The organism is Brasilonema octagenarum UFV-OR1, assembly GCF_963888615.1.
GTDB lineage: Bacteria > Cyanobacteriota > Cyanobacteriia > Cyanobacteriales > Nostocaceae > Brasilonema > Brasilonema sennae.
In genome coordinates this window covers 1-25,585 of record NZ_CAWPKW010000236.1, presented here as the reverse complement: position 1 = coordinate 25,585, position 25,585 = coordinate 1, and the positions used below count along the sequence as shown (strand labels likewise).

The window sequence follows — 25,585 nt, the reverse complement described above, 5'->3', positions numbered from 1 at the left end:
TGTTTGTTGAATTCGATATTCTCATCAAACACTGTGGCGACTTGAGTTAAGACTGGAGATGTTATTGAGTTAATTTGAGTTATATTGTTTTCTGATTGTCTTTTATTAAAGTACAGAAATATTGACGGTATAGCTCACATCTTGGTATAACTTGATCATTTTGTAATGTAACCAATCCTAGACTATATAATTTAAACCTGATTTCTGTTGTTAAAATTACAGGATGGTCGTTTGCAACAATGTCTTGCATTGCTTTCCCTAATTCTGGCTGTTGCTGCAAAATATATTCTTGCCGTTGCAGATGCTGACGATAAATACCTGCTGCTGTTGGCGCTGTTTGCAAGAAGTTAGCTAAATTTATCTCTCCGTTAGCTATTTTAAATAGAGCTAAACGTACCAAAAAAGGGTGTCCTCCCACTAATTGTGTCAAGTTATTTATTTCTGTATCGTGCCAATTTAGTTGATGACGTTGGGCTAAATCTTTTACTTGCTCGTGGGTAAATTCTGGTAACTCCAACGCTAAACCAACGTTAAATGGTGATTGGTTAATATCAACTGGTACATAAGCATCGGTAGAATATGCGATCGCTAATCTTAATTGCTTCCAAATATCTCGACGTTTAGCTTCTTCATGGACAGCACGCAACAATCCAAAAAAATCTTTGTAGATTTTGGGATATTCAAATAATCTATCAACTTTTTCTAACCCTAAAACCAGCGGTTGGTTGATTTCTGGGAATAAATAGCGCTCAAAGTAATTTTTACAAGACTTCATGTAACCAAAGCGCTGTCCAGATTTCCAATGCTCATCAAGTTGTTGCAGCAATTTTTCTAGCAATTCTCGGTCATTTCCTGCTAATGCTTCGGTGACAGTATCGCAAAACCACCGCAGAAATTTATTTAAGTCTGAGAAAAACTCCTCGTCCGCTATCTGAAAATCGATGCTTACTACTTTATTACCTTGGTTTTCTGCTTGTTGGAGAATCCGCGCGAGAAGTGAAGATTTACCCATGTGCTGCGGTGCTTTGATGCGAATTAGAGAACCAGGTTTTTTGATTTCCGCATAACAACGTTGCTCAATGGGCAGACGTTCTATATAAAAGGGAGAATCTAATGGCACTTCTCCTTCTGGATATTCTAGGTCGAGAGTTAAAGATGGGGAGTTGGGAGTCGCAACGGGGGAAGGTAAAAAAGAAGAGTCAGAAGAGGAACTATTTATTTTTTGTGTTTTTGGTGTATTTACACTTGCCAGTGCTTCAAAATCGGCAATTTCGTTAACTTCAAAACCTAATACCTCGCAAAGTTCGTAGAAGTTGAGGTATTCAACTGTCCTACCGTTGAGGAAAAAGTTAATTACTGATTGACTACGACCTACTCTCTCAGCTAAATCGATTTGACGGACAAAACCTTTTTGTAACTTTCTTTGCTTGACTAGGGGAATACACTCTGTCTTTACTCGGATTCCACGCGGCATAGCTGAGTAACAAATAAACTACCAAGTTTAGCTTACAGGATAAGTATTTGTTTGGTAAAGTAAAGAACAACTCAATAGCAACACAATAAGAACTAAATATTCCGGAAGTTAAACTCAAGATAGGTATCGATGTAATTTTTATCCCTATAGAAACAAAGTTATGACGGGAGACTACGAGTATAAAGTTGGTGGTAGTTTAGAGTCAGATGCTCCCAGCTATGTAACAAGGCAAGCAGATTATGACCTTTATCATGCACTAAAGGCAGGGGAGCTATGTTATGTTTTTAACTCCCGGCAGATGGGTAAAACGAGTTTGTTGGTGCGGACGATGAAACAGCTACAAGCTGATGGTTTTGCTTGTGCTGTGATTGATATTTCTGGATTGGGTAGTCAAGATATTACCATTGAGCAGTGGTATGGGAGTATTGTTGATAGTTTATTAACTGAACTGAATTTTGTTGAACCAGAAGATTTGGCTGTATGGTGGGACAAATCTATCGAAATTACTCCGCTGCGACGTTTGGAAAAGCTTTTTGATGAGTTGGTGCTGCCAAATATTCATCAAAATATTGTCATTTTTCTGGATGAAATTGATAGTATCCTTCGTTTAGACTTTCCTGCTGATGATTTTTTTGCTTCAATTAGAAGCTGTTATCAAAGACGCTCTTTTAAAGATGAGTATAAGCGGTTGAATTTTGCGTTGTTCGGAGTAGCTACACCTTCAGATTTAATTAAGGATGAGGAAAGAACACCGTTTAATATTGGGAGAGCGATTCAACTTTATGGGTTTAAATTGGATGAAGTGGCACCTTTGACAAAAGGGTTTGAGGGGAAGGTAGAGAATCCGCAAGCTTTGATGCAAGAGGTTTTGGCTTGGACAGGGGGACAACCTTTATTGACGCAGAAGGTTTGTAATTTGTTAAAGGTGACTTTGAAAAAACCTCTCTCCAAACCTCTCTCCTACGAGGAGAGAGGCTTTGAATTTATGGTTTCTCATTCTCTACAACAAAGAAACGAAAAAATTGACAATTCCCCTCTCCGAAGCGGAGAGGGGTTAGGGGAGAGGTTCCTAATTACACAGTTAGTAGAAGGGGTAGTGAGAAGTGGAATTATTGAAAATTGGGAAGCTCAGGATAAAGAAGAACATTTAAAAACAATTCGGGATAGGATATTAGTTAACGAGCAAATTACTGTGGCATTGTTGGGTTTATATCAGCAAATTTTGCAGCAGAGTGAGATTGCTATTAATGGTAGCCCTGAACAAATGAGGTTACGGTTAACAGGGGTAGTAGTTGAACAGCAGACAAAATTAAGGGTTTATAACAAGATTTATGGGAATGTCTTTGATATTAATTGGGTTGAGAATGAACTAGGTAAATTACGTCCCTATACTAATAATTTAAAGGCTTGGCAAGAGAGTGGATACCAGGATGAGTCCTGTTTGTTGCGGAGAGAAGATTTAGAAATTGCTCGTGTGTGGGCTGGTGGAAAAAGTTTGAGTGATGTTGATTATAGATTTTTATCTACGAGTGTAGAAGCAGAGTTAAATCAAAAGGTTGCGGAGGCAGAAGTCAGACAAAATAAAGCTTTGGAGAAAGAGAAAAAAGCTAATCAGCGTTTGACGGAAGCAGAAGGCAAGACAAAGAGACAGGTTCGTATTAGCATTGTTGCTTCGGTTTTTTTGGCGCTGTCTATAATTGGTGCGTTAGCTGCATTGATAACGGCAGGTGAAGCTATTAAAAAACAAGATTTAGCTACTTCAAAACTAAATAATGCAAATAAAGAACTGCAATCTGTTACTGACCAAAAACAACAAGCTGAGACTGCATTCACAAAAGCACAAGCCAACCAAAAAAGTGCAAATGCTAATTTAAAAAAAGCGACTGAGGATGTAAAGAAGAAAGAGCAAGATTTGCTGCAAAAAGACCAACAATTAAATATAGCCAAAGAAAAAGAGAAATCTGCAAACGAAGCAGTTGGTAAAGCTCAGGGAGACAGACAACAAGCACAGCAGCAAGCATTATTAGCTCAAAAACAGCGTCAACAAGCAGAACAAGCACGTCAAACTGCTGTAGATGGACTAACTTTAGCAAAGCAACAACAAGACTCAGCGCGCAAACAGACGGGACAAGCCAAGAAAGACCGAGAAATCGCTTTAAAACAAAAAGAAGATGCACAACAGCAGCGACGAAAAGCACAACAACTGGCACAAACCGCCGAAAATCAGCGAAAAAGCGCAGAAGCACAACGCAAAAATGCCCTGACGGCTACGCGATTAGAACAAGTAGGAGTTAGAACATTGCGTCAGTTCTATGTAGGAAGGCAAATTGAGAATTTAGTTGAAATAATGCGGGCTGGAAAGGAGTTGAAAAGTTTAGTTAAAGGTAAACCATCTTTGGCTGATTACCCAGCTTATAGCCCATTGTTTAGTTTACAGGAAATCTTGTTAAATATCCGCGAACGCAATCAGTTAGAGGGGCATCAAAGTGAAGTCAACAGCGTTGCGTATAGTCCCGATGGCAAAACCTTAGCTTCTGCTAGTTGGGACAAGACCATAAAATTGTGGGATGTGGGGACCAGAAAAGAAGTTGCCTCCCTCACTGGACATCAAGGTTGGGTCAGCAGCGTTGTGTTTAGTCCTAACGGCAAAACCTTAGCTTCTGGAAGTTTAGACAAGACCATTAAATTATGGAGTATAGATTTAGATGATTTACTGGCGCAGGGCTGTAACTATTTAAATGATTATCTCGCTACCCGTGATAAGTTGCGCCAGGAGATTTGTCCAAATAAATGAGGGGACTATCGAGAAACAAATTACACAATATATATACAAAGAGTTACAAAAAATGTGTTTTTCATATTTAACGGAAGCAGTTACGACACCTGCTGATACCCGACATTCTTCATAACTCTCGGTTTATCCCTCTTTTGTCACTCCAGGAAGAGGAAAAATGAATGCCGAATTCTTTCGTACTGTAGCAACTAGAAAATAGACATTTCACGAACGCAATTTAGGCATTACAGATTTCATTCAGCGAAAGTGACAAAAGAGGGTTATTCTTCATGCCAACTTACTTAAAGCTTATGAGTATTTTTATTTACCATCTTCAATAAAAGTAGTATTTTTTGTTACATTTTGAAGTGCGGAATGTGGGATACAACTAACTCATAGCCTGCTTAACTTTTTGCGATCGCTGTTTAGTTTAAAGTCTAGTTGATTTGGAAATTGTGGAGATCACCAAGGGCTATGAATCCAAAGGCTTTAATTGCAGAATTTATAGGGACTTTCGCCTTAATTTTCATTGGCATTAGTTCTATCGCTACAAATCACATTACAAAAATTGGAACTCTCTCACCTGTCGATTTAGTAGCAATTGCCCTTGCCCACGGTTTTACAATTGCTGTTATGGTCAGTGCGACAGCTGCTATCAGTGGTGGTCACCTTAACCCCGCCGTGACTTTTGGAGTTTTATTAACTCGCAAAATTGATGGCAAAAATGCTGTAGGGTACATAATATCCCAATGTTTGGGCGGAATTTTCGCCGCTAGTATGGTCAAGTTAGCTATTCCCCTGCAAGCACTCCAAGCTGTGGGAATGGGTACGCCATCTCTCGGTAAAAATATTACTCCTTTGATGGGTTTAGTCATGGAATTTATCATGACTTTTTTCCTCGTATTCGTTGTCTTTGGTACAGCCATTGATAAACGCGCACCCAAAATGGGAGGCTTGTTTATTGGTTTGACAGTAGCTTTAGATATCCTGGCTGGTGGTGCAATTACTGGTGCGGCAATGAATCCAGCGCGTTATCTTGGTCCTGCTTTAATAGCAGGTAGACTCCAGGATTTCTGGTTATATTGGATTGGTCCTTTGGCTGGTGGCGCAGTTGCGGCTTTGCTGTATCATTATCAACTGGAAGAAAAAAGCAGCCACAGTACCTGAGGGCTAACCTAGATCAAATAATTTCTGTACCAAATATCATATTCATAAAATTTGCCCTTGAAAGTCGAATTCATTATGAGTATGATTTAGAAGTAGATTCACTAAGGAGCTAAGCTTATGTTGGCTAATCGAGAAGGGCAAAAAGTTCCCAGTATTACCTTTCGCACCCGCAAGGACAGTGATTGGGTGGATATGACAACGGATCAGCTATTCGCAGGTAAAACTGTGGCAGTCTTTTCCCTACCGGGAGCATTTACTCCTACTTGCTCATCAACTCATGTTCCTGGGTACAACCAGATGGCAAAGGTTTTTAAAGAAAATGGTGTGGATGATATCGTCTGCGTCTCCGTGAATGATGCTTTTGTGATGAATGAATGGGCGAAAGACCAACAAGCAGAAAATATAACTTTTATACCTGATGGCAATGGTGAATTCACAGAAGGCATGGGAATGCTTGTGGATAAATCAGACCTAGGGTTTGGCAAACGCTCTTGGCGCTATTCCATGTTGGTCAAAGATGGCGTCGTTGAAAAGATGTTTATTGAACCTGAAGAACCAGGCGATCCCTTTAAGGTGTCTGATGCAGCGACAATGCTCCAATACATCAACCCTAAAGCCGCGAAACCTCAACTGGTTTCTCTGTTTACAAGAGTTGGTTGTCCCTACTGCGCTCGTGCCAAATCTATGTTGACAGACCGTGGCATTGATTACGAAGAAATTGTTTTGGGTAAAGATGTCACACCTCGCACATTACAAGCTGTCACAGGTGCATCCACTGTTCCCCAAGTGTTTGTTGATGGCAAACTCATTGGTGGTTCTGAAGCATTGGAAGCTTACTTAAGTGCTAAGTAGTGTTGTAGCTCTTGATTGGTAGGCATATAGCCTGTGAATTAAGTCGGGTGGGGATTGCTTATACCCACCCGACAAAAGATGAGAAAATTTTCATCGCTTGTCGTGTACGCAATTCATAATAGTTACTTAACAAAAATTTGAATCAATTTCTACTCAAACTCTAAAAATTTCGTCAGAGTAGAAAGTAGAGGATATCACCGGTGTTTCTCATCCCTACTTTCCACTGAAGGTGCATATGACTCAAACTTTAAAACCCACAACAAGTAAAAACCGATACGTTCGTGCTGCCAAACTTGCAGATGTTCAAGCAGCAGGGAGTTTGATCGTTAATCTGGAAAAGCACACCATTGCCCTGTTTTACTCTGACAACAAAGTCTATGCCATAGATAACCGTTGTCCTCACATGGGTTTTCCCCTCCACGGGAGTACTTGTAAAGATGGCATTGTCACTTGCCCTTGGCACTATGCCCGCTTTGATCTTGCGAGTGGGGGAACATTCGATTCTTGGGCGGATGATGTTCGTGCCTTTGCTGTAGAAATTCGCTCTGGCGAAGTGTGGGTGAATTTGAGTCCTCAAGTTGACTCTTATGTCCACCACCGCCAACGGCTTGAGGATGGGTTAGAACAAGGCATTTCTCTGGTGATTGCCAAATCTGTGATTGCCTTACTAGACATGGGGGTAGATGCTAGCGAATCCTTCCAAGCAGGATTAGAGTTTGGCACCCGTTACAACAAGGAAGGTTGGGGTGCAGGCTTAACCATCCACACCTGCATGATGAACTTGCTGCCTTATCTGGATGCAGAAGACCGACCTCTTGCCCTTTATCAAGGACTTTCAGCTGTAGCCCGTGACAGTGCAGGTGCGCCACCTCACTTTGTAGTTCATCCATTGCCCAATTCCACAGCTGACATCGAGACTCTCAAAAGTTGGTTCCGTCAGTTTATCGAACGTCGGGATAGTGAAGCGGCAGAACGTTGTCTAATATCTGCAATTCGGATGGGTGCTGATAACAAACAAATAGCAGATATGTTATTTGCTGCTGCTACAGACCACCGCTATATTGATGTCGGTCATACACTCGACTTTATTAACAAGGCGTTAGAAGCACTTGATGCTATCGATTGGCAGGGTGCTGAGAAAGTTTTAGCAAGTTTGATTTCTGGTTTGGCAAATGCCTCCCGCATGGAAGAGTCAAATTCCTGGCGCTACCCTGTGGATTTAGTCGAAATTTTAGAGTCTGCGTTTGAGGAGTTACCCGCAGCCTTGGAGGAAGGACGCCCTCAATGGGGAACTTGGTCCGGTCGAGAAGAATTGGTTCCTATTCTATTAGGTGAAGATGCCCAAGCTATAACGGACGCGCTATTGACTGCCCTCAAGCAAGGTTGCACTCAAGAGCAATTAGCAGGTGTCGTTACTTACACAGCCGCCCTGCGGGTTGCCCGATTCAATACCAATAACGATTTTGGAGACTGGGACACAGCACACCATCCCTTCACCTTTGCCAATGCAGTTCATCAAGGATTGCAACGGGTGCCGTCGTTAGAGTTACTTCGGGGTGTGTTTGATGCTGCTATAAGTGTGTACCTCAACCGCTTTTTGAATGTGCCACCTGCCCGACTTCCAGAAGCAAAACAACCAGTTGAAAATCCAGAGAAATTGCTTGAACAATTGCCAGAGTTGTTGAATCGTCAACAGCAGGTGAATGAAGCAGGTCAGTTAGTTGCTCAGTATCTTTACGGTGGTGGCAAGCCACAAAAACTACTGATAATGCTGGGTAAATTAATGCTGCGAGAAAATCGGGAATTTCATGTTACTCAAGAAGTGGAAGCGGCTTTGCGTCAGTATTCTGTTTTGGGTGAAACTCCTGCTGGTATTCACGTGTTGGTTGCTGTGACAAGGTATTTAGCAGCACACGCGCCGACAATGCGATCGCAAGTCCAAACATATCAAATAGCTTATCGGTTGCATAAGGGCGATCGTCTGTTTGAGGAGTGACTAAAACAAGTACAAAAGCGGGGTAGAGGATGCAGAAATAGATACCCCGCTTCTTTAGGACTTTCACTTCAAAAGCACTTACGGCACAGGGTTTTGCCTAATGGCATTTGGTACTTTACTACAGGCGATAAGCCGATAGCGTTTGCGCAGCGTCCCTCTTAGGGACTAGCGTGACTAACGTCATAGGCTTGACGCTTTGCGTATCGCCCCAAAATAAAAAGCTTACTGGGATTGTGATCTAACGCTAATATCTCTACTTTCATTTAAATGGATTCACAATCTCTAATTGACCAGCGACTACTAATCCATCGTGCATATCTTCAGAATAAAGAATACTTGCTCTTGCGGATAGCGTACAAGCAACAATTAAACCATCCCAAAAAGAAAAATTATATCGACTGCGGATATCCGATGCAGATTCAAAAATATTCAAATTGAACTCTACTACAGTGCAGCGACGATAAAGCGACTGAATCACAGTTTTGATTTGCTCTTCGTTAAAGGCTGCTTTTTTCAGTAAATTAGCAGAAACCTCATTCACAACCTGTGTACTGATAATTATTCCTTCATCTGACGTAATTGAAATAGCAATATTACGCTTTCTGTCTCTTTCTGCTACTTCTATCTTTTTGTCATCAAATAAACGATAGAGCCAAATATTGGTATCAATAAAAGATGTAACAGCAGTCATAACTAGCGAGTGTAAATTTCCTCACGGCTAAGTACACCATTTACTTGCACGGGATTCTCAGTCAATTCATCAATTATGTCTTTTTTTGGAAATAATTTTTTCTTGACCAAAACAATTACTCTAATATCATCTTCTTCACCGAGTTCTTGTTTGTACTCATCGGGAATTTGAATTAAACCGTTTTGAATCTTTGCTTGAAACTCTAATGCATTTAACATCTTTAAACTCTCTTATCTACCGATACAATTCAATCTTAGCCGTTACACCCCTAATATTCATGCGTTCGTAAGGGCGATCGCTTTAACTCAATATACATTATTTCAGATTGGTTGCTGTGACAAGGTATTTAGCAGCACACGCACCGACAATGCGATGCCCCAGCAGGGGGCCGAAGCATTGCTGATCGCAAGTTCAAACATATCAAATCGCATATCGGTTGCATAAGCGCGATACGCGGAGCGTCAAGCCTGAGCGCAAAGCGCACGCTGCGCTCAGGCTTATCGCCTGTTTGAGGAGTGAGAAAGTTTTCACTCAGAGGGCTGAACCACTGGTATAGTTCTATTCTCAATCGTAATCCTTCTGTGTAATAGGGATATTATCAACACTTGGCGATATGCGTAGCGTATCGCCTTGGGCTTATCGCACTCCTGGTGATGAGGTTAATGTAGGCGAACGCACCTTTGATATTCATACTCTTGTAAAGGCGATCGCTTCTCAATTTTCTTCTATACTTGCCTATTATTTCATGTAGAAGCACTGCTTAGCGATAATTACGATAGATGCCCGAATTGTGGGAAACAAGAACGTGCCTTTTTACCATAAGAAAAAAACGCCCGCGTCGAACGCTTTAACCGATCTGATTCGCGCCGTACTTCGTATGAACGCAACGGTGCAAAAATCAGGAACACGCCTAATGCGGGGTACAGGAATAACCAATGCTCGGTGGCAAATGCTGAGTGAGTTATTCGCACTTGAAAAGCGCGTCACGGTAAGCGAATTGGCGCGGCATATGGGCTTAACACGGCAAGCCGTACAACGACTCGCTGACGACATGGCAAGCGACGGTCTGGTTGAGTTCGCCGAAAATCCTGGCGACGCCCGAGCGATGCACTTGCTTCTCACGGAAGCCGGCAGGGCAACGTATCACGATGCGTTGGAGCGCGAATGGCAGTGGACAAATGCGATTGCCGAAGACTTTGACGCGGAACAAATCACTCGTGCCGTGGCACTTCTGGAAGCCATTACGCAGAAGATGCAAAACGATTATTGACAACATATTGTCAATACGCTAGCATTCATAATGATGCACTTTATCGCATTCGACGCAAAAATTAAAGGCGAAAGGGAATGGAAAAGATGTTGTCAGAATCAGGACTCACACTGATTACCTAGCACCCGTCTAGGTGCGCAACCAAATCCAAAGAAACTATGAGGGACTATCATGAAATCTTGCGAAGAGCTACGGGACGGAGGTAAGGTCGCCATCGTCGGAGCTGGTCCAGCTGGTACGATGTTGGCGCGGCTATTACAGACACAGGGCTTCTCCGTGAAGGTCTTCGAGCGCGACGCCTCGCCGACCGCGAGGTCGCAAGGCGGCAGCCTCGATCTGCGCAAGAACGCCGGCCAACGGGCGATGAAACAGGCTGGGCTGATGGAGGAATTCCGTCGCCTCTCGCGTAGTGACGCCAAGGCTTTCAAGATGCTGGATTCGCGAGGCAAGCCGCACCCTGCGGGCGAAGCCGGGACCCACGAGGAGGCCGGGCCGGAGATCGACCGTGGTGATCTCCGTCAGATGCTGCTTGGTTCGCTCGCTCCCGACACAATTGCCTGGGGCCACGCCGTCAACGATGTCTTGCCCGAGGCGGACGGCCGGTGGCGCATAGAGTTTAAAGATCAAGCGCCCGTCACCGCAGATCTCGTCGTCGGTGCCGATGGCGTCGGCTCCCGCGTCAGGCGGGGCCTGACGCCGGTCCGCCCGCGCTACACTGGCATGACGATGCTCGCGGGCGTGATCCGCAAGGAGCTTTGGCGCGGCTCCGAACTGTCGGACCTTCTGGGCGAGGGTTCGGTGATGTTCGCCGACCATCACCAGACCATTTTCGTGCAACGCTGCTCCCGCGACTTGATCCTTCTCTATTACTCGATGGTGGTTGCCGAAGACTGGCCTGCAGTGCAAGGCTTCGCGCTCGACGACAGCAAGGCCGTCCTCAACGCTATTACTGCCGCTTATCACGATTGGTCGCCCGAGCTGTTGACGATGCTGACACAAGTCGACGGCAATTTCCATCGCTGGCCTCTGTCCGTGATGCCGCCAGACCACCGGTGGGAGACGCGGCCGGGTCTTGCCATGGTCGGCGACTCGTCGCACGCCATGCCGCCGTTCACCGGCAAAGGGGTGAACCTTGCACTGCTCGACTCGCTCGAACTGGCCGACGGCTTAGTTGCCAATCCGGCCGCTGAGGTCACGGAGGTCGTGAAAAAGTGCGAGGCGCGTATGCAGGAGCGGACACGCAATGAGATTTCGGAATGCCTGGAAGTAGGACGACACATTTACGGACTCGAAATCGACTTTAGCAAGCCGTAGTGAAGTGATGCCGAAATCCAAATTCAATCATCTCAGTTAAGGATCAACCATGACTATTGATCAGAATCCTATCGCGTCCGCTGGCGACCACTTAGAGGTCATGGATGCCCTTTACCGTTTCGGTGCTGGAGTTGACCATAACGACCCGGCTCTGATCGCCTCGGCCTTCAGTGAGGACATTGTGGTGGACTTTGGTCCCTGCGGTCGCAAGATGGGTCTCAACTTCCCGCTGTTGACCGGGCACGAGACGGTGGTCGGCTTCTTGAGCGCGAACGCCGGATCACAGACGACCAGTCACGTGATTACGAACGGGCGCGTCCATGTCGGAGGGGACGTCGCCCGGTTACGAATATTGGTCGACGCCACCCACCTCCCTCGGAGCGACCATTCCCGACGATGCCAGATGATGAACTGGTACGAGGTGGAACTCATCAGAGACGAAAGACTTTGGCGCATGCGTCGCCTCGTCATCGACAACGCTTGGTTCACCGGCGACCCGCAAGTGCTTTTAGGAAAGTAGCGTTCTGGAGCGTACAATGTCTGATCAATCCCTGCAACTCGTCCACGAGTTCACATGTCAAGTGGCGTGCGGTCCACCCCACGAAGTCGGGGACGGCCCCTACGGCGGCCGCCAGTACTTCGAGATGACCGGCGGCCGGGTCGAAGGGCCACGGCTTAAGGGAAAGCTCCTCGGAGCCGGCAGCGACTGGATGCTTACCGGCCCGGATGGGTTCATAAGGATGGACGTCCGGGTCCAAATCGAGACGGACGACGGGGCGATCCTTTGCGCCCACTACTTCGGTCCGGCCGAGGCCAACGAAAAGTTGAAATGGGCCGTGAGCGTGTGCGCGCCGACCGAGTTCGCCGACCAGTCAATCCGTTCCCATTGGGTGCTGGAGACGGGCGACCCGCGGTACGCCTGGGTCAACCAGACGGTGTTCGTCGGTCAAGGCCGGTTACTCCCCCCAGTCCCCGCAGGGCTGTTTCATTCGATAAGGAGGCAGGATTTGTCAATACGTAGCGCGATGATTTTTGGGACAAAAGTGATAGAAAACCTACATTTTGATCCAAAAAATTCAATTATTCTCCATAAAAATTAGAGCAATCGCGCTTCACAAAGCCTTGACATTATGAGCCTTTGAGGGAATGAAACAGCCCTGCCCAGTCCCCGGACTGCTGGGCTTCGAGCACCGGGTCTACCGACTATCTTGAACCAGTCTGTTTCAAACCGCCGTCGCCCCCGAGGTGGACGCCAAGCACACCAAGAGCGCCAAGAAGCAATCGGTTTGGAGGGTGGCTAGGCTAACCGAGTTCCGCGCGGAGGCTGCCGGACAAGGGCGCGGACAAGAGCGCATGGTGCGCGCCCCGCAGAAGGCCGCCGAGCTTGCACAAGGGTGTAGACGTGCGCCAGGGAGACTTCAACGACGACGCCACGGAATTGTACGGTAAAATATAGTTTACTTCGGAGTCAAGGACAAGAGAACGCTATGACTGTAAAAACTGTAACTCATTTGAACTTCCGAGGCGATGCGCGCGATGCGCTCGAATTCTACCATGCTGTCTTTGGCGGCGATCAGATGATCGTATCGTACAAGGAAGCCAGGAATGTCCAAGACCCGTCCGAGGCGGACCAAGTAATGTGGGGGCAGGTGGCCGCCGATAGCGGCTTCCGCGTGATGGCGTACGACGTGCCGTCGCGGATGCCGTGGAACCGTGGGGAGAATTCGTTCTTCGTCTCGCTACGCGGCAACGCAGCCGAAGAGATCACCACGTACTGGGAAAAGCTTTCCGAAGGCGCAACTGTCCTGCAGCCGCTCGCGCCTGCATCGTGGTCTGCTCTCTACGGAATGCTGAAAGACCGGTTCGGCATCACCTGGGTCTTGGACGTCGTGAACGAATCCGCCGCGTCCTGAATATCGGATTACGTGCGTTAGGAGTGATCAAGCTGTGCGCGCGCAGCACAACAAGGCGCTGCATCCGACCGCCTGCGGCTTCGCTCGTTCCTCGCTACGGCACAAAGCAAAATTCAAACAAAAAAGAAAAAACCATGATCTTGGTAACAGGAGCCACCGGACAGTTGGGTACAGCAGTAGTCCAAAATCTACTGAAAAAAACATCCGCCAACCAAATTGCCGCACTTGTGCGTGATGAAAGTAAAGCCTCTGCCCTGAAAGACAACGGGGTAGACATCCGCGTCGGCAACTACGATGATACGGCTTCACTCGACAAAGCGATGCAGGGAATTGAAACGGTTTTGCTGATCGCCGGAACGGATGAAGATAACCGCATAAAGCAACACCAAAATGTCGTGGATGCCGCAAAAAAAGCAGGGGTTGAATGTGTCGCCTACACCAGTCGATCGTTGAAAGACCGAAACACGTTGGCAAACAAGTTGATGGAAGGTCATTTTCAGACGGAAGACTATATCAAGGAGTGTGGGTTGAACTATGCTCTATTTCGCAATGTCTTGTATATGGACACCATTCCGCAGTTCGTAGGGGAAAGAGTTTTTGATACGGGTATCAACTTACCAACTGATCAGGGAAGAGTCCCTTTTGCTCTTAGAAGCGAAATGGGAGAAGCCATTGCGAATGCACTGTTAGAGAGCGGTTGCAGTAACCGAATCTACAAACTCACTTCCTGTGAGTCCTATTCCTTTGACAATGTTGCGGCTACCCTTTCCGACTTATCAGGCAAAGAGGTAGATTATACACCTACTGAGAAATCAGCATTTGAGACGCAAATGAAAGAACGCGGCGTCCCCGAAACTATGATTGAGAGGGTAACAGGTTTTCTAACCGACATTAAAAACGGGCAGGAAGAAGAAGTAAGCCCCGACATGGAAAACCTGCTTGGGCGAAAGCCTGCATCGCTTAAAGAGGGGTTAAAAGTTCTTTTCAATTTCTGATGAAATATTGGCTATTCCTGACCCAAAACAAACTACAGTAATTACGATATTAGCGGTGCGATGTCTACGACGGGCTACGCCTACGCATTACTACTATCTGAAGACAATAAATGGGTAAATGCCCAGCGTATCGAGATATCCGGCGGTCAGTCGATCTAAATGCAGATCGTTGGGCGGCGGCGCGTGTCTTGGCTGCGTGCGGCAGGTTCTGATGAATGCTGAAATAATTTTGTCTTACCGATTGAATAAAAAATGAAAGCAATAGTAATTAATGCATACGGCAATGAGGACGTTTTGAATTACGTCGATGTTGAACGTCCAGAGCCGAAGGCAAACGAAGTTCTGGTGAAAGTTCGCGCTGCGGCGGTCAATCCGGCGGAGTGGAAAGTCCGCGATGGGATGGGCGAAGCGTTCGGCTTAAAACTTCCGCTGATTCTGGGCGGCGACATCGCCGGAATTGTCGAAGAAGTAGGCGAGGCGGTTGAAAGTTTTAAGAAAGGCGATGCGGTTTATGGGTTGACTGCGTCCGGCGGCTTCTCCGGTGGTTACGCCGAATACGCGGTTGCAAAAGCGGACGCGATCGCACCCAAACCGGAAAGCCTCAATTTTGAAGAGGCGGCGGCGATTCCAATTGGCGCGTTGACTGCGTGGCAAGCGATGTTCGATTTGGCGAATCTGAGCAGCGGGCAAAGAATCTTGATAACCGGCGCGTCGGGCGGAGTCGGCTCGATGGCTGTTCAGCTTGCCAAAGCCAAAGGCGCGATCGTTATCGGCACGGCTTCGGGCAGAAACGAACAGTTCGTCCGCGATTTGGGCGCAGATGAATTCGTCGATTACACGCGGCAACCGTTTGAAGAAGTCGTCAAAGACGTGGATGTAGTTTTCGATACGGTCGGCGGCGATACATTGGAGCGAGCCTTTCAAACTCTGAAAAAGGGCGGCTTTCTGGTAACATCGGCGCAGACTCCGTCTGAAGAAAAAGCAAAAGAATTCGGCACAGAAGCCGCGTTTGTCTTTTGTAAGCCGAACGCGGGGCAATTAACCGAAATCAATCGGCTGATTGAAGAAGGCAAATTAAAAATACACATCGAAACGGTTCTGCCGCTCACGGAAGTAAAAAAGGCGCATCAACTTTCCCAAAGCGGGCGCACACGCGGCAAAATCGTTTTGCAAGTCGGGACATAGCTTTAAAGCGTGAATTAATCTAATCTATGAACGAAAAAATGGAAACGGATGTCATCATCGTCGGACCCGCTCCGACCGGCTTTGCGCTGGCGTGTCAGCTTATTCGCTACGGCGTTGATTTCGTTATTTTCGATAAAAAAAAAGCATCTCCGATTTATCGAAAAATACAGCGAATGGATTGACTGCCAAAACTTTGCGATCGCGCCGCACATCAAAGAAATTTTCGGTGCGGACGAATCTTTTTGGAGGGTATTACTAAAATAGAAAAATAGACGTAAAGAATTGAACGATGCAATCTATACAAGAAAGAGAGAGTTATTATAAGCAAGGGGCTCCCTGGCTACCTGACGATCTTAAAAATGAATTTGGGTTATTCAATGTTTTTAATTTTAATCCTGGTAAGAACGGGAACCCTCCACAATTGCCATATAGCAAAAAAGATTACTACAAAATAACAATTATTAAAGGCAGTGGCAGTGGTATTTTTCTCTATGGGGATAGAGAGATTGAAATAGAAAACTATTCAATTATCTTTTCTAATCCGCAAATACCTTATGGATGGTCACAAAGAGAAAACTTTTCAGATGGTTTCGTTTGCCTCTTTGATCAGGCATTTTTTCATCAATACGGAAATATAACTAATTATTCAGTTTTTCAGCCCGGCAATAATATCTACCAATTAGATGAGGAGCAATTTGTCCAACTAGAAGACATTTTTAGACGAATGTTTGAAGAAATCGAGTGTGACTTTATTCATAAATATGACTTGCTCAGAACACTTGTTTATGAATTAGTGCTTTATACGATGAAAATGAAGCCTGCTTCCAAATTGAGTAAGCAACCCATTAATGCTTCGGTTAGAATTTCTACACTTTTCACAGAACTTTTAGAACGTCAGTTTCCAATTGATGATATACATAGACCGCTCACTCTTCGATCTGCATCTGACTACGCCAAAAATTTGAACATTCATGTCAATCATTTAAATAGGGCATTAAAAGAAACTTCTAATAAAACTACATCTCAGTTAATCATTGATCGAATATTACAGGAAGCCAAAGTTCTTTTAAGACAAAGTTCCTGGACGGTTTCAGAAATTGCGTATGCCTTGGGATATGCGGAAGTGACCCATTTTAATAATCTCTTCAAAAAATATGTGAACATCACACCGACAAATTATAGAAAAGCCGATATTGTTTGATTTGCATAAGCAATTATTTGTTTAGCGTAAGCCCATCTGCTTGTTTTTCGACTAATCTTGTATCAGTAAATCAATTGATCATTAAAAATAAAAAAATCATGAAAAAAGTATTAATCACCGGAGCCAATAAAAGTATTGGCTTAGAAACTGCCCGCCAACTGCTGCAAAAGGGATATTACATTTATTTAGGCAGCCGTAATTTAAAGAATGGACTGGAAGCGGTAGAAAAGCTTAAAGCCGAAGGATTAACCGATGTGGAAGCCATCCAAATAGATGTCAGCGATGATGAATCGGTCAAAGCCGCCCGTGCCGAATTGGGCAAAAAAACCGAAAGTTTGGATGTGCTGATCAATAACGCCGGGATTAGCGGAGGCTTTCCGCAAACAGCGACCGGCGCGAGTATAGACGCATTTAAAAAGGTGTTTGATACCAATGTGTTTGGCGTTGTGAGAGTCACTCAGGCTTTTATGGATTTGTTGCAAAAGTCGCCCGAACCACGCATCGTCAATGTAAGTTCGAGTCAGGGTTCGCTTACCTTAGGCGACGATCCGACCGATCTGTATTACAACCACAAAGCAGCCGTGTATCAATCCTCAAAATCAGCGCTCAATATGTACACCATCAACCTGGCTTACGAACTGCGCAATTCGCCGTTCAAAGTAAATGCGGTTGACCCTGGCTTTGTCGCAACCGATTTTAACAATCACCGCGGAACCGGTACTGTCGAGGAGGCTGGCGCGCGGATAGCTAAATACGCCATTATTGACAGCGACGGTCCAACAGGAAAGTTTTTTAGTGAAGAATACAATCCAGAAACGGGAGAAATTCCCTGGTAGTTTCAGGTAGTTAACAACGCTCATTGCAAGGAACGAAGCAATAGCAAAGCCTATTGATGAAGAAAAATTTGGTAGTGTTTCACAATTTATGCTGACGAAAAACTTTCGGAATAGATGACAGATGATAGGTGATAGATAAGAGATTTAAGTACGGAAAATCTATCAGCTATTATCTTTTATCTATTACCTAAAGAAATACGATTTTATAGTGCCAATTCCTAGCTCAAAAAAGATGGAAAGAATTGAAAAAATTTTTGCTGTATCTAATATAGAACTGACTTATGAGGAATTAATAAAGGGAGATGCATGAGTAGTTTGCTAACCAATATAAAGCCGCCTGTTCAGTTTTACCCAAAATTTCTCGACTCGGCAGAAAACTCCGATTGGTTTACCATCGGAAAGATATTCTAACTCCGCGTACCCCATCGGGGCTTCTCCTGATCTGATGCTTTCCTACTTCTGCATCATTGTTCAACGCTGTCCAACGCTACGAACACAAACTGTCACACTACTTTGCTATTCACACAGGAGGTCTAGTGTGACTGTGCCTCAGATGTGAAGACGACCTCATAAAAGTGTGAATCAAACAATCCTAATTCCGCCGCTTGCTTCCTGGCAGCAATAAACTCTGGGTCTACACTAGCAGTTTCAAATTCTTCCCAGCTACGCCACTGGACATAATTAATTACCCGCTCGCCGTCCAAGCTTTTATGTATATTGACCGATAGACAGCCCGGATGCTTCATAGGCGTATGTCGATTCTCCACTAGGAAATCTATTACATGCTGCTGTTGTTCGGGTTCGACGCGGAAGACGTTGACTGCAGTGACAATTCCAGTATGTTCGCTGATTGTAATCATTGTTGTTCCTCATTACGGTTAATGCTGAAGTAACGGTGTGAGGTTTGGCTTAGATATTGTCAGTCAACCAAAGCTCAGACTGATTGAGGTAGACGCGCCATTCTCGAATCTTGTTGTTGGTATCAAAGCGCAAGATATCAAATTATTTTCGCTTCAGTCCTAACGAACAGGAGAGTAATTTAGCTCGCCAAATCTGACGCTAAAAAATTTCTGTTAGTCTAATTTTAACGGAAGGTTGATAAAAATCAATTAGCTGTCAACCAAAAACTAGGAGTAAGTAAAGTGGAGGAGTGGGAGAAAAAGAGATTTCGCCCTACGGTGGTCTCATGTATCCCCCAACCCACCCCAATGTGAAACTGACTGCGACGCTACGCGAACGGAAAGCTTCTCTACAAGACGCTCCGCGAACGCTAACGCATTCAAGCATTAAGCGGATATAACTTCAATTTTGTAGTCGGTAATCGCTACCGAACAGGCAAAGACTCGATTGGCTGGCACTGCGATAATTTCCCTCAGATCGGTAAAAGACCTGCAATCGCCTCTTTAAGCTTAGGTAGCGATCGCAAATTTAAGCTGCGGCACAAGGACAGCGGTGAAACGGTTGACTACCATCTAGAGAGCGGATCCTTGTTAATCATGCTTCCTGGCTGTCAAGAAGACTGGGTTCACGCGGTTCCAAAAACCGCTCGTCCAGTTGGCGAACGAATCAACTGGACGTTTAGGCCACATGTGGAGGCGATTCTCCAAGGGAGAGGCTCCGCCAACGCTAATGGTGAGCAAAAACCTGAACACGATCTTCCCCACTCTCTTTAGAGCAAAAGCCATGTGTGGCAGATCATAGGCAATGTTATGCCGCTTGAGGCTTACTTTCTCACTTCCACCCAATCAAACCACGCGAAACGAAATGTTTATGAAAGTTGTAGTAACAGGTTCGTTAGGAAACATCAGCAAGCCACTGGCAGAGGAGTTAGTACAAAAAGGTCATACGGTTACGGTTATCAGCAGCAAGCCAGAAAAGCAAAAAGACATTGAAGCCTTAGGTGCCACCGCCGCCATCGGCTCACTGGAAGACGCTGATTTCCTGGTTTCTACCTTTACCGAAGCCAATGCTGTCTATGCTATGATACCGCCCAATTTTACCGTGCCCGATTCAACAGAGCATTACCGGAGAATCGGCAACAGCTATGCACAAGCCATTCAACGGTCGGGCGTAAAGCGTGTGGTTCATCTCAGCAGTTGGGGGGCACATTTAGATAGTGGTACCGGATTCATCGTCGGTTCTCATGATGTAGAAGGCATTCTGAATGAGCTGTCAGACGTAGCCATTACGCATCTGCGCGCCGGTTTCCTCTACTACAATCTTTACAACTATGTAGACATGATCAAAGAGGTGGGCTTTATCGGCGCAAACCACGGGGGCGACGACAAGATTGTAATGGTTGCCCCAAGCGATATTGCGGCTGCCGCTGTAGAAGAGATAGAAACACCTGTTACCGACAAGAAAGTGCGCTATGTGGCGAGCGACGAGCATACTGCCAACGAAACCGCTCACATCTTAGGCATCGCTATTGGCAAGCCGGATTTAAAGTGGGCAACTTTTACTGATGAGCAAATGCAAGATGCTTTGGAAAAGAAAGGAATGCCGACACATACTGCCGCTAAATTTGTTGAATTGGGTGCCAGCATTCACAGCGGCGCATTACGGGAGGATTACGAACTGCATAAGCCAATTGCTATGGGCAAAGTAAAGTTGGAAGATTTTGCAAAGGAATTTGCTGCTGGTTTTTAAAAAGGTTGATTGTTTTTGGCGACAGCTATAATTGAAATAATTCTAGTTGTTGAGCACAAACACCTGTTTCCATTTGCCTTACAAACGCCCCAATTTACCAAATAACCTCAAGATTTAACACAAATCCAGGTAGCACATCCTCGCCTGACAAACTAACAGGAGATTCTAACACTTCAACCTCTTGCCCAATTCGATAAATCTCTACTTGCCGAGACTTACGATTAATTAACCAACCCAAACGAGTACCATTCTCTTGGTATTCTTTCATCTTTTGTTGAGTCACTTTCAAAGTATCAGTTGGCGAAAGTAATTCAACTACAAAATCAGGACAAAGTGGTAGAAATCTTGTTTGTTGTTCTTGAGTCAGTGCATTCCAGCATTCCAGTTTCACCCAAGCAGCATCAGGAGAACGATCCGCACCGTTAGGAAGTTTAAACCCTGTTGAAGAATCGAAAATTATACCTAGTTTATTTTGTTCATTCCATAACCAAAGCTGACCAGTTAGTCCAGCATTACGGTTTCCTGTTTCTCCCCCTGTGGGTGGCATGATAATTAATTCTCCGGTTGCAGTACGTTCAAACCTCAAATCGCGGTTTGCCTGACATAGCTGGAAAAATTGCTCATCTGTCAATTCAATCACGGGATTGAGATTAACTGTTAAGGCATTCATAGGGGGATTTAAGATTGGGGATTACATATCTATTTTTACCGATTCTATTGTAGAGACGTTGCATGCAACGTCTCTACATTTCGTTTTACACGGTTATAACTTACTCAATTCCCTCAATCCGATCCTCAACCTCCTGATACAACTCGCGTAGCAATTCCAAATTACTCTCGCTTGTCTCCCAGTAACCGCGCCCATTGACTTCCAATAAGGTGGAAACAACTTTGCGGAAAGAATGAGGGTTGAGGTTCAACAAACGGTTCCGCATTGCTTCATCTTTGATGAAGGTTTCATTGGTGTCCTCATAAACCCAGTTATCCACAGCACCAGCGGTTGCACTCCAACCCATTGTATTTACTAAGCGCTTGGAGAGTTCCCGCACACCTTCGTAACCGTGAGACAGCATTCCTTCGTACCACTTGGGATTTAACAATTTGGTACGAGCATCCAAACGCACGGTTTCTGATAAGCTACGGACTTGAGCATTAGCTGTGGTAGTGTCAGCTATGTAAGATGCTGGTGTCTTACCATCACCCCGCAAGCTAGCGACAACTTTGGTGGGATCAGAATCGAAGTAATGGGAAACATCCGTCAAGCTAATTTCGGATGAGTCGAGATTTTGGAAAGTCACCTCAGCAGTTTTCAAGGTTCTTTCAAAAATCTTTCGGGATTCTTCCATCGTACCGGGGTTATCGGCACTGAAGGCAAAGGATTTGCGGTTGAGGTACATTTCTTGCAACTCGGCTTCGCTTTCCCAACTGCTGTTTTCTACCGCCAAGTTGATATTGGACGAGTAGGAACCAGAAGCATTGGAGAAAATGCGAGTTGCTGCTTGGCGCAAGTTAATCCCCATTTCCTCTGCTTGTTCAAGGGCATGTTTGCGGACGTAGTTCATTGATAGTGGTTCATCTGCTTCCGCCGCCATTTTCACCGCTTGATCTAGCAGGTTCATTTGGTTGATGAACAAGTCGCGGAAGACACCAGAACAATTGACAACTACATCAACGCGGGGACGTCCCAACTCTTCAAGAGGTATTAATTCTAACTTATTAACTCGTCCCAACGCATCAGGAACTGGTCGTACTCCCACCATCCACATGATTTGTGCCAGTGATTCACCGTAGGTCTTGATGTTATCTGTTCCCCATAGGACACAGGCAATGGTTTCGGGATACTGACCGCCGTTTTCTGCCATCTGACGCGCCAGCAATCGGTCTACAACGATTTTAGCCGACTGTACAGCAGCTGAGGTCGGGATAGATTGGGGGTCGAGTGCGTGGATATTTTTACCAGTGGGCAAGACATCCGGGTTACGAATGGGATCACCACCAGGACCAGGAAGGATGTACTCGCCTTCTAAGCCTTTGAGTAATGCGCCCAGTTCATTATCAGCACAAACTTGCTGCAAGCAGAATTCCAGATACTCAAACAGTGGTTTGAGTGCTGTCGCATCCACCTTGGTATAACCTGCTTTGTGCAGTGCTTCTACCCAAGGTTCTTTTTTGCCCATGTTGAAGAAGTTGAGCTTGGAAACAAAGGAAACTCGTCCTTCTGCGTCGGTTTGCTCTTTCACAAGGGCGGAAACTGCAGCGCGCGTTGTCATCGTGATGTCTTGCAGCAGCTGGACATCATCTAAAATGCCTTTGTCGCTGTTTTGGTATACTTCGTCGATGTTACGCCCAATACTGCTTGCGATAATGCGGGGTAGACTTTGAATTTCTTCTTCTGAACGATCTAAGCTGGCAATGTTGACGAGAGTTGCGATCGCCTCCTCAGCCGAAGGTGGTTTACCAACAACATGTAGTCCACATGGCAACAGTCGCGATTCAATCTCCATCAACTTACGGTAGACCGAACCAACAATATTATCGCGCTCTTCGGCGGTCATATCTTTGGCATCAGTTTCTGGTAAGGCGATGTCCTTATCCAGGTTCACCATCCGGCATTTATCCATGATGGTGTTGACGATGGGAATACCACGCCCAGTATCTTTCAAAGTTTGGTAAGAACCAATCAACTCGCTGAGTTCTTTCAAACCTTTGTACAATCCAGCATTTTCGGCTGGAGGAGTCAGGTAGGAAATTGTTTCCGCGTAGCTGCGACGCTTGGCAATTGTCGCTTCACTGGGGTTATTTGCAGCGTAGTAGTAAAGATTGGGAATTGTGCCAATCAAGTTATCTGGATAACATTCTCCAGACATCCCCATCTGTTTTCCTGGCATAAATTCCAAGGAACCGTGAGTCCCGAAATGCAGCACAGCGTCAGCTTGCCAAATTTGCTCCAAGTACGTATAATACGCCGCAAAACCGTGGTGTGGACTTGCAGAACGCGAGAACAACAGCCGCATGGGGTCACCTTCGTAACCAAAGGTGGGCTGAACACCGATGAAAACGTTACCGAATTGCTTACCATAAATCAGTAGGTTTTGTCCATCGCTGTTGAGTTGTCCCGGAGGTGGTCCCCAGTTTTCCTCAAGGCGTTGTGAGTAGGGTGTGAATGCTTCATACTCAGGAACCGACATCCGATAAGCAATGTTGAGTTCCGGGCTGTTGTACTGCGCCTGCGCGTCGTGGATGACTTCTTCCATCAACTCCTTGGCGGACTCAGGCACATCTTGCACATCATAACCGTTGTTCTTGAGGGCTTTCATCACCTGGTAAATTGAGCCGAATACATCCAAGTATGCGGCGCTTCCCACGTTACCTTTATCTGGTGGGAAGCTGAAAACGGTGATGGCAACTTTCTTGTTTAATTTCGGCTTACGGCGCAGGCTAGCCCATTTGAGGGCGCGTTGTGCGACTATTTCGATGCGATCTTGCAGGGCGATCGCCTTCCCTGTTGTCCCATCCCGTCCTGATAAAATTATCGGCTCAATTGCGCCATCTAATTCAGGAATCGCAATTTGTAACGCCACCTGAATTGGATGTAACCCCAAATCGCTATCCTGCCATTCTTCCGTTGTTTGGAAGACCAGAGGCAAGACTACCATGTAAGGACGGTTCAGCCGCTTCAGGGCATCAATTGCCTTAGGATGGTCTTGGCGTGCTGGTCCACCTACTAGGGCAAAACCCGTCAAGGAGATAACTGCATCAACAAGTGGCGTTTGAGTTGTCGGTTCGTAGAAGTGTGCATCCACAGGTTTGGAGAAGTCCAAACCCCCGGCAAACACTGGAAGAACCCGTGCGCCCATAGCTTCGAGTTCCTGCACCATTGCGACATAATGGGCATCATCACCAGTCACAAGGTGCGTCCGTTGTAACACCAAACCAACACAAGGTGCTAGCGGATCTTTTAAATCATTAGGGATATCCTTACGACTGTTGTGCCAGTTGAGGTATTCCTTGACATCTTCAAACATTGTCGGCGCGAGAGGATGCCAAATCCCCATATCGGGATAGACAACTGGTGCTTTGTATTGTACTGACGTAAAAGTTCTCGTCTCTAGATTATTTTTCAAGACGTACTTATCAGCTAGCATCAGCAAGAAGTTTTCCAGGTTGTCTGCAGAACCCCCCAGCCAATACTGAAAGCTAAGCATGAAATTTCGGGCGTCCTGTGCTTTGTCCATTGGCAGGTACTTCAGGACTTGCGGTAATGTCCGCAGCAGCTTTAGCATTCCATCTTGGAAGCCAGCGCCAGATTTTTCCTTGCGCTTTCGCATGAACTGTGCTATCACGCTCTTAGATTGCCCCAATTGTGCTAAGGAGAAACTGCCCATTTTATTTAGGCGCATAACTTCGGGCATTGAGGGGAACACAACCGCAACGTCCAGGCGATCGCGATATGGTGCTACTGCTGCGACTAACTTCTGTGCTAAATCTTCTATAAAAATTAGTGAGGCAATAAAGATATTGGCACTTGCCATATCCTTTTGGAACTCCTGGTAGTTCTCTTGGTCTCGGAGTTCTTCAATCAAGTAACCACTAATTTCAATCGCCAGATTGGGATGATTTTGGTTAATTTCCCGAACCGCTTGTGACAATGCACTCTGGTACTGGGACTCTAACACGACATAGACCACCTTAATTAAATGACGCCCCCGCAGATTATCAGGCGCAATATGTCTAATGGTGGACTTGACGTGAGTGAACATGCTTCCTTGGCTCCTTTGATGCGTGTTCGTGAAGTGTAAAGTTATGTCAGGCAAAATTTGCCTAATGATGACTTTGTTTGTTCGGCAATATGAGATTTTTATCAGAAAATGCTTGCTTAATGGGGATTTTGTCGCCTATCTGACACAAAACGATATAAAAAGCGAAACATTTTGTAAAAATTATTGACGTATAAGTAAAGTATTCACTCAGCTATAAGTAATATAAATTTATATAACTTCATAGCTTTAAAATGGGCTTGGCAGCAACAGATAACGAACCCGATGGCAATATTTATCTATAATGGGGAGCATGTAAGCTACTTGACAGGATGGATGGCTAGTGCTAAAAATCAGCACGTTTGGTAAGTTCAAAAATTAATACTTTGGCTTAGTAGGTGCTGGGAACTAATACCTCCCAAACATTGACTAATGACTGATGACCCTTACGGGTTCGCCCTATGGCTAACGCCACGCCTTACGGCTATCGGGTGTGCGCAGAGCGCACGCCT

The 25,585-nt window shown here is 45.5% G+C and carries 23 protein-coding genes; 17 read left to right on the top strand and 6 right to left on the bottom strand.

Going from position 1 to position 25,585, the window contains the following annotated elements; all coding sequences use genetic code 11:
• Positions 1-79: 79 nt before the first annotated feature.
• Positions 80-1,474 carry an AAA-like domain-containing protein gene (locus AC5590_RS19115; protein ID WP_169265071.1) on the bottom strand — a complete coding sequence of 465 codons (1,395 nt, stop codon included), beginning with the start codon at positions 1,472-1,474 and terminating at the stop codon, positions 80-82.
• Positions 1,475-1,634: 160 nt separating this feature from the next.
• Between AC5590_RS19115 and AC5590_RS19110 the strand changes: the two genes are divergently transcribed.
• From AC5590_RS19110 to AC5590_RS19095, 4 genes are all read left to right on the top strand, one after another.
• Positions 1,635-4,268, top strand: coding sequence for an AAA-like domain-containing protein (locus tag AC5590_RS19110; RefSeq protein WP_169265070.1), 2,634 nt, complete (start codon positions 1,635-1,637; stop codon positions 4,266-4,268).
• 453 nt (positions 4,269-4,721) lie between these two features.
• Entirely contained in the window at positions 4,722-5,414 is a 693-nt protein-coding gene (locus AC5590_RS19105; protein WP_169265069.1) for an MIP family channel protein, read from the top strand.
• A 117-nt stretch (positions 5,415-5,531) separates the two neighbouring features.
• Positions 5,532-6,266 carry a glutathione peroxidase gene (locus AC5590_RS19100; RefSeq protein ID WP_169265068.1) on the top strand — a complete coding sequence of 245 codons (735 nt, stop codon included), beginning with the start codon at positions 5,532-5,534 and terminating at the stop codon, positions 6,264-6,266.
• Between the two features lie 235 nt (positions 6,267-6,501).
• Entirely contained in the window at positions 6,502-8,262 is a 1,761-nt protein-coding gene (locus AC5590_RS19095) for a Rieske (2Fe-2S) protein (protein WP_169265067.1), read from the top strand.
• Between the two features lie 259 nt (positions 8,263-8,521).
• On the opposite strand, the gene AC5590_RS19090 is transcribed toward AC5590_RS19095, so the two are convergent.
• Entirely contained in the window at positions 8,522-8,953 is a 432-nt protein-coding gene (locus AC5590_RS19090) for a PIN domain-containing protein (RefSeq protein ID WP_169265066.1), read from the bottom strand.
• Positions 8,954-8,955: 2 nt separating this feature from the next.
• A complete protein-coding gene (locus AC5590_RS19085) occupies positions 8,956-9,171 on the bottom strand; it encodes a hypothetical protein (protein WP_169265065.1) in 216 nt (71 codons plus the stop codon).
• Between the two features lie 395 nt (positions 9,172-9,566).
• Here AC5590_RS19085 and AC5590_RS19080 point away from each other — a divergent pair, with 395 nt between their 5' ends.
• The 11 genes from AC5590_RS19080 (at position 9,567) to AC5590_RS19030 (ending at position 17,667) form a co-directional block, all read left to right on the top strand.
• On the top strand, positions 9,567-9,704 hold the full coding sequence (locus AC5590_RS19080; protein ID WP_169265064.1) for a hypothetical protein: 138 nt from the start codon (positions 9,567-9,569) through the stop codon (positions 9,702-9,704).
• A gap of 39 nt (positions 9,705-9,743) precedes the next feature.
• The gene (locus AC5590_RS19075) at positions 9,744-10,223 is read left to right on the top strand and encodes a MarR family winged helix-turn-helix transcriptional regulator (protein WP_169265063.1); all 480 of its coding nucleotides are present in this window, start codon (positions 9,744-9,746) and stop codon (positions 10,221-10,223) included.
• Positions 10,224-10,394: 171 nt separating this feature from the next.
• Complete coding sequence (locus tag AC5590_RS19070) at positions 10,395-11,537, top strand: FAD-dependent oxidoreductase (RefSeq protein WP_169265062.1); 1,143 nt, start codon at positions 10,395-10,397, stop codon at positions 11,535-11,537.
• A 49-nt stretch (positions 11,538-11,586) separates the two neighbouring features.
• Positions 11,587-12,057 (top strand): nuclear transport factor 2 family protein, encoded by a 471-nt coding sequence (locus AC5590_RS19065; RefSeq protein WP_169265061.1) that lies wholly within the window; start codon positions 11,587-11,589, stop codon positions 12,055-12,057.
• A gap of 16 nt (positions 12,058-12,073) precedes the next feature.
• Positions 12,074-12,637: a DUF3237 domain-containing protein gene (locus tag AC5590_RS19060; protein WP_169265060.1), complete on the top strand. Its 564-nt coding sequence runs from the start codon at positions 12,074-12,076 to the stop codon at positions 12,635-12,637.
• Positions 12,638-13,024: 387 nt separating this feature from the next.
• Positions 13,025-13,450, top strand: coding sequence for a VOC family protein (locus AC5590_RS19055; RefSeq protein ID WP_169265059.1), 426 nt, complete (start codon positions 13,025-13,027; stop codon positions 13,448-13,450).
• 134 nt (positions 13,451-13,584) lie between these two features.
• Positions 13,585-14,445, top strand: coding sequence for an SDR family oxidoreductase (locus AC5590_RS19050; protein WP_169265058.1), 861 nt, complete (start codon positions 13,585-13,587; stop codon positions 14,443-14,445).
• A 252-nt stretch (positions 14,446-14,697) separates the two neighbouring features.
• Positions 14,698-15,630, top strand: coding sequence for an NADP-dependent oxidoreductase (locus AC5590_RS19045; RefSeq protein WP_169265057.1), 933 nt, complete (start codon positions 14,698-14,700; stop codon positions 15,628-15,630).
• A 26-nt stretch (positions 15,631-15,656) separates the two neighbouring features.
• On the top strand, positions 15,657-15,812 hold the full coding sequence (locus AC5590_RS19040; RefSeq protein WP_169265056.1) for an FAD-dependent monooxygenase: 156 nt from the start codon (positions 15,657-15,659) through the stop codon (positions 15,810-15,812).
• A gap of 107 nt (positions 15,813-15,919) precedes the next feature.
• The gene (locus AC5590_RS19035; protein WP_169265055.1) at positions 15,920-16,831 is read left to right on the top strand and encodes a helix-turn-helix domain-containing protein; all 912 of its coding nucleotides are present in this window, start codon (positions 15,920-15,922) and stop codon (positions 16,829-16,831) included.
• A 98-nt stretch (positions 16,832-16,929) separates the two neighbouring features.
• Positions 16,930-17,667, top strand: coding sequence for an SDR family oxidoreductase (locus AC5590_RS19030; protein ID WP_169265054.1), 738 nt, complete (start codon positions 16,930-16,932; stop codon positions 17,665-17,667).
• A 533-nt stretch (positions 17,668-18,200) separates the two neighbouring features.
• On the opposite strand, the gene AC5590_RS19025 is transcribed toward AC5590_RS19030, so the two are convergent.
• Entirely contained in the window at positions 18,201-18,527 is a 327-nt protein-coding gene (locus AC5590_RS19025; RefSeq protein WP_169265053.1) for an antibiotic biosynthesis monooxygenase family protein, read from the bottom strand.
• Positions 18,528-18,944: 417 nt separating this feature from the next.
• Here AC5590_RS19025 and AC5590_RS19020 point away from each other — a divergent pair, with 417 nt between their 5' ends.
• Positions 18,945-19,340, top strand: a complete 396-nt coding sequence (locus tag AC5590_RS19020) for an alpha-ketoglutarate-dependent dioxygenase AlkB family protein (RefSeq protein ID WP_169265093.1) — start codon at positions 18,945-18,947, stop codon at positions 19,338-19,340.
• A 97-nt stretch (positions 19,341-19,437) separates the two neighbouring features.
• Positions 19,438-20,316 (top strand): NmrA family NAD(P)-binding protein, encoded by an 879-nt coding sequence (locus AC5590_RS19015; protein ID WP_169265052.1) that lies wholly within the window; start codon positions 19,438-19,440, stop codon positions 20,314-20,316.
• A 94-nt stretch (positions 20,317-20,410) separates the two neighbouring features.
• Here AC5590_RS19015 and AC5590_RS19010 read toward each other — a convergent pair whose 3' ends face one another.
• On the bottom strand, positions 20,411-20,986 hold the full coding sequence (locus AC5590_RS19010; RefSeq protein ID WP_169265051.1) for a Uma2 family endonuclease: 576 nt from the start codon (positions 20,984-20,986) through the stop codon (positions 20,411-20,413).
• 100 nt (positions 20,987-21,086) lie between these two features.
• On the bottom strand, positions 21,087-25,076 hold the full coding sequence (locus AC5590_RS19005) for a magnesium chelatase subunit H (protein ID WP_169265050.1): 3,990 nt from the start codon (positions 25,074-25,076) through the stop codon (positions 21,087-21,089).
• Positions 25,077-25,585 lie beyond the last annotated feature (509 nt).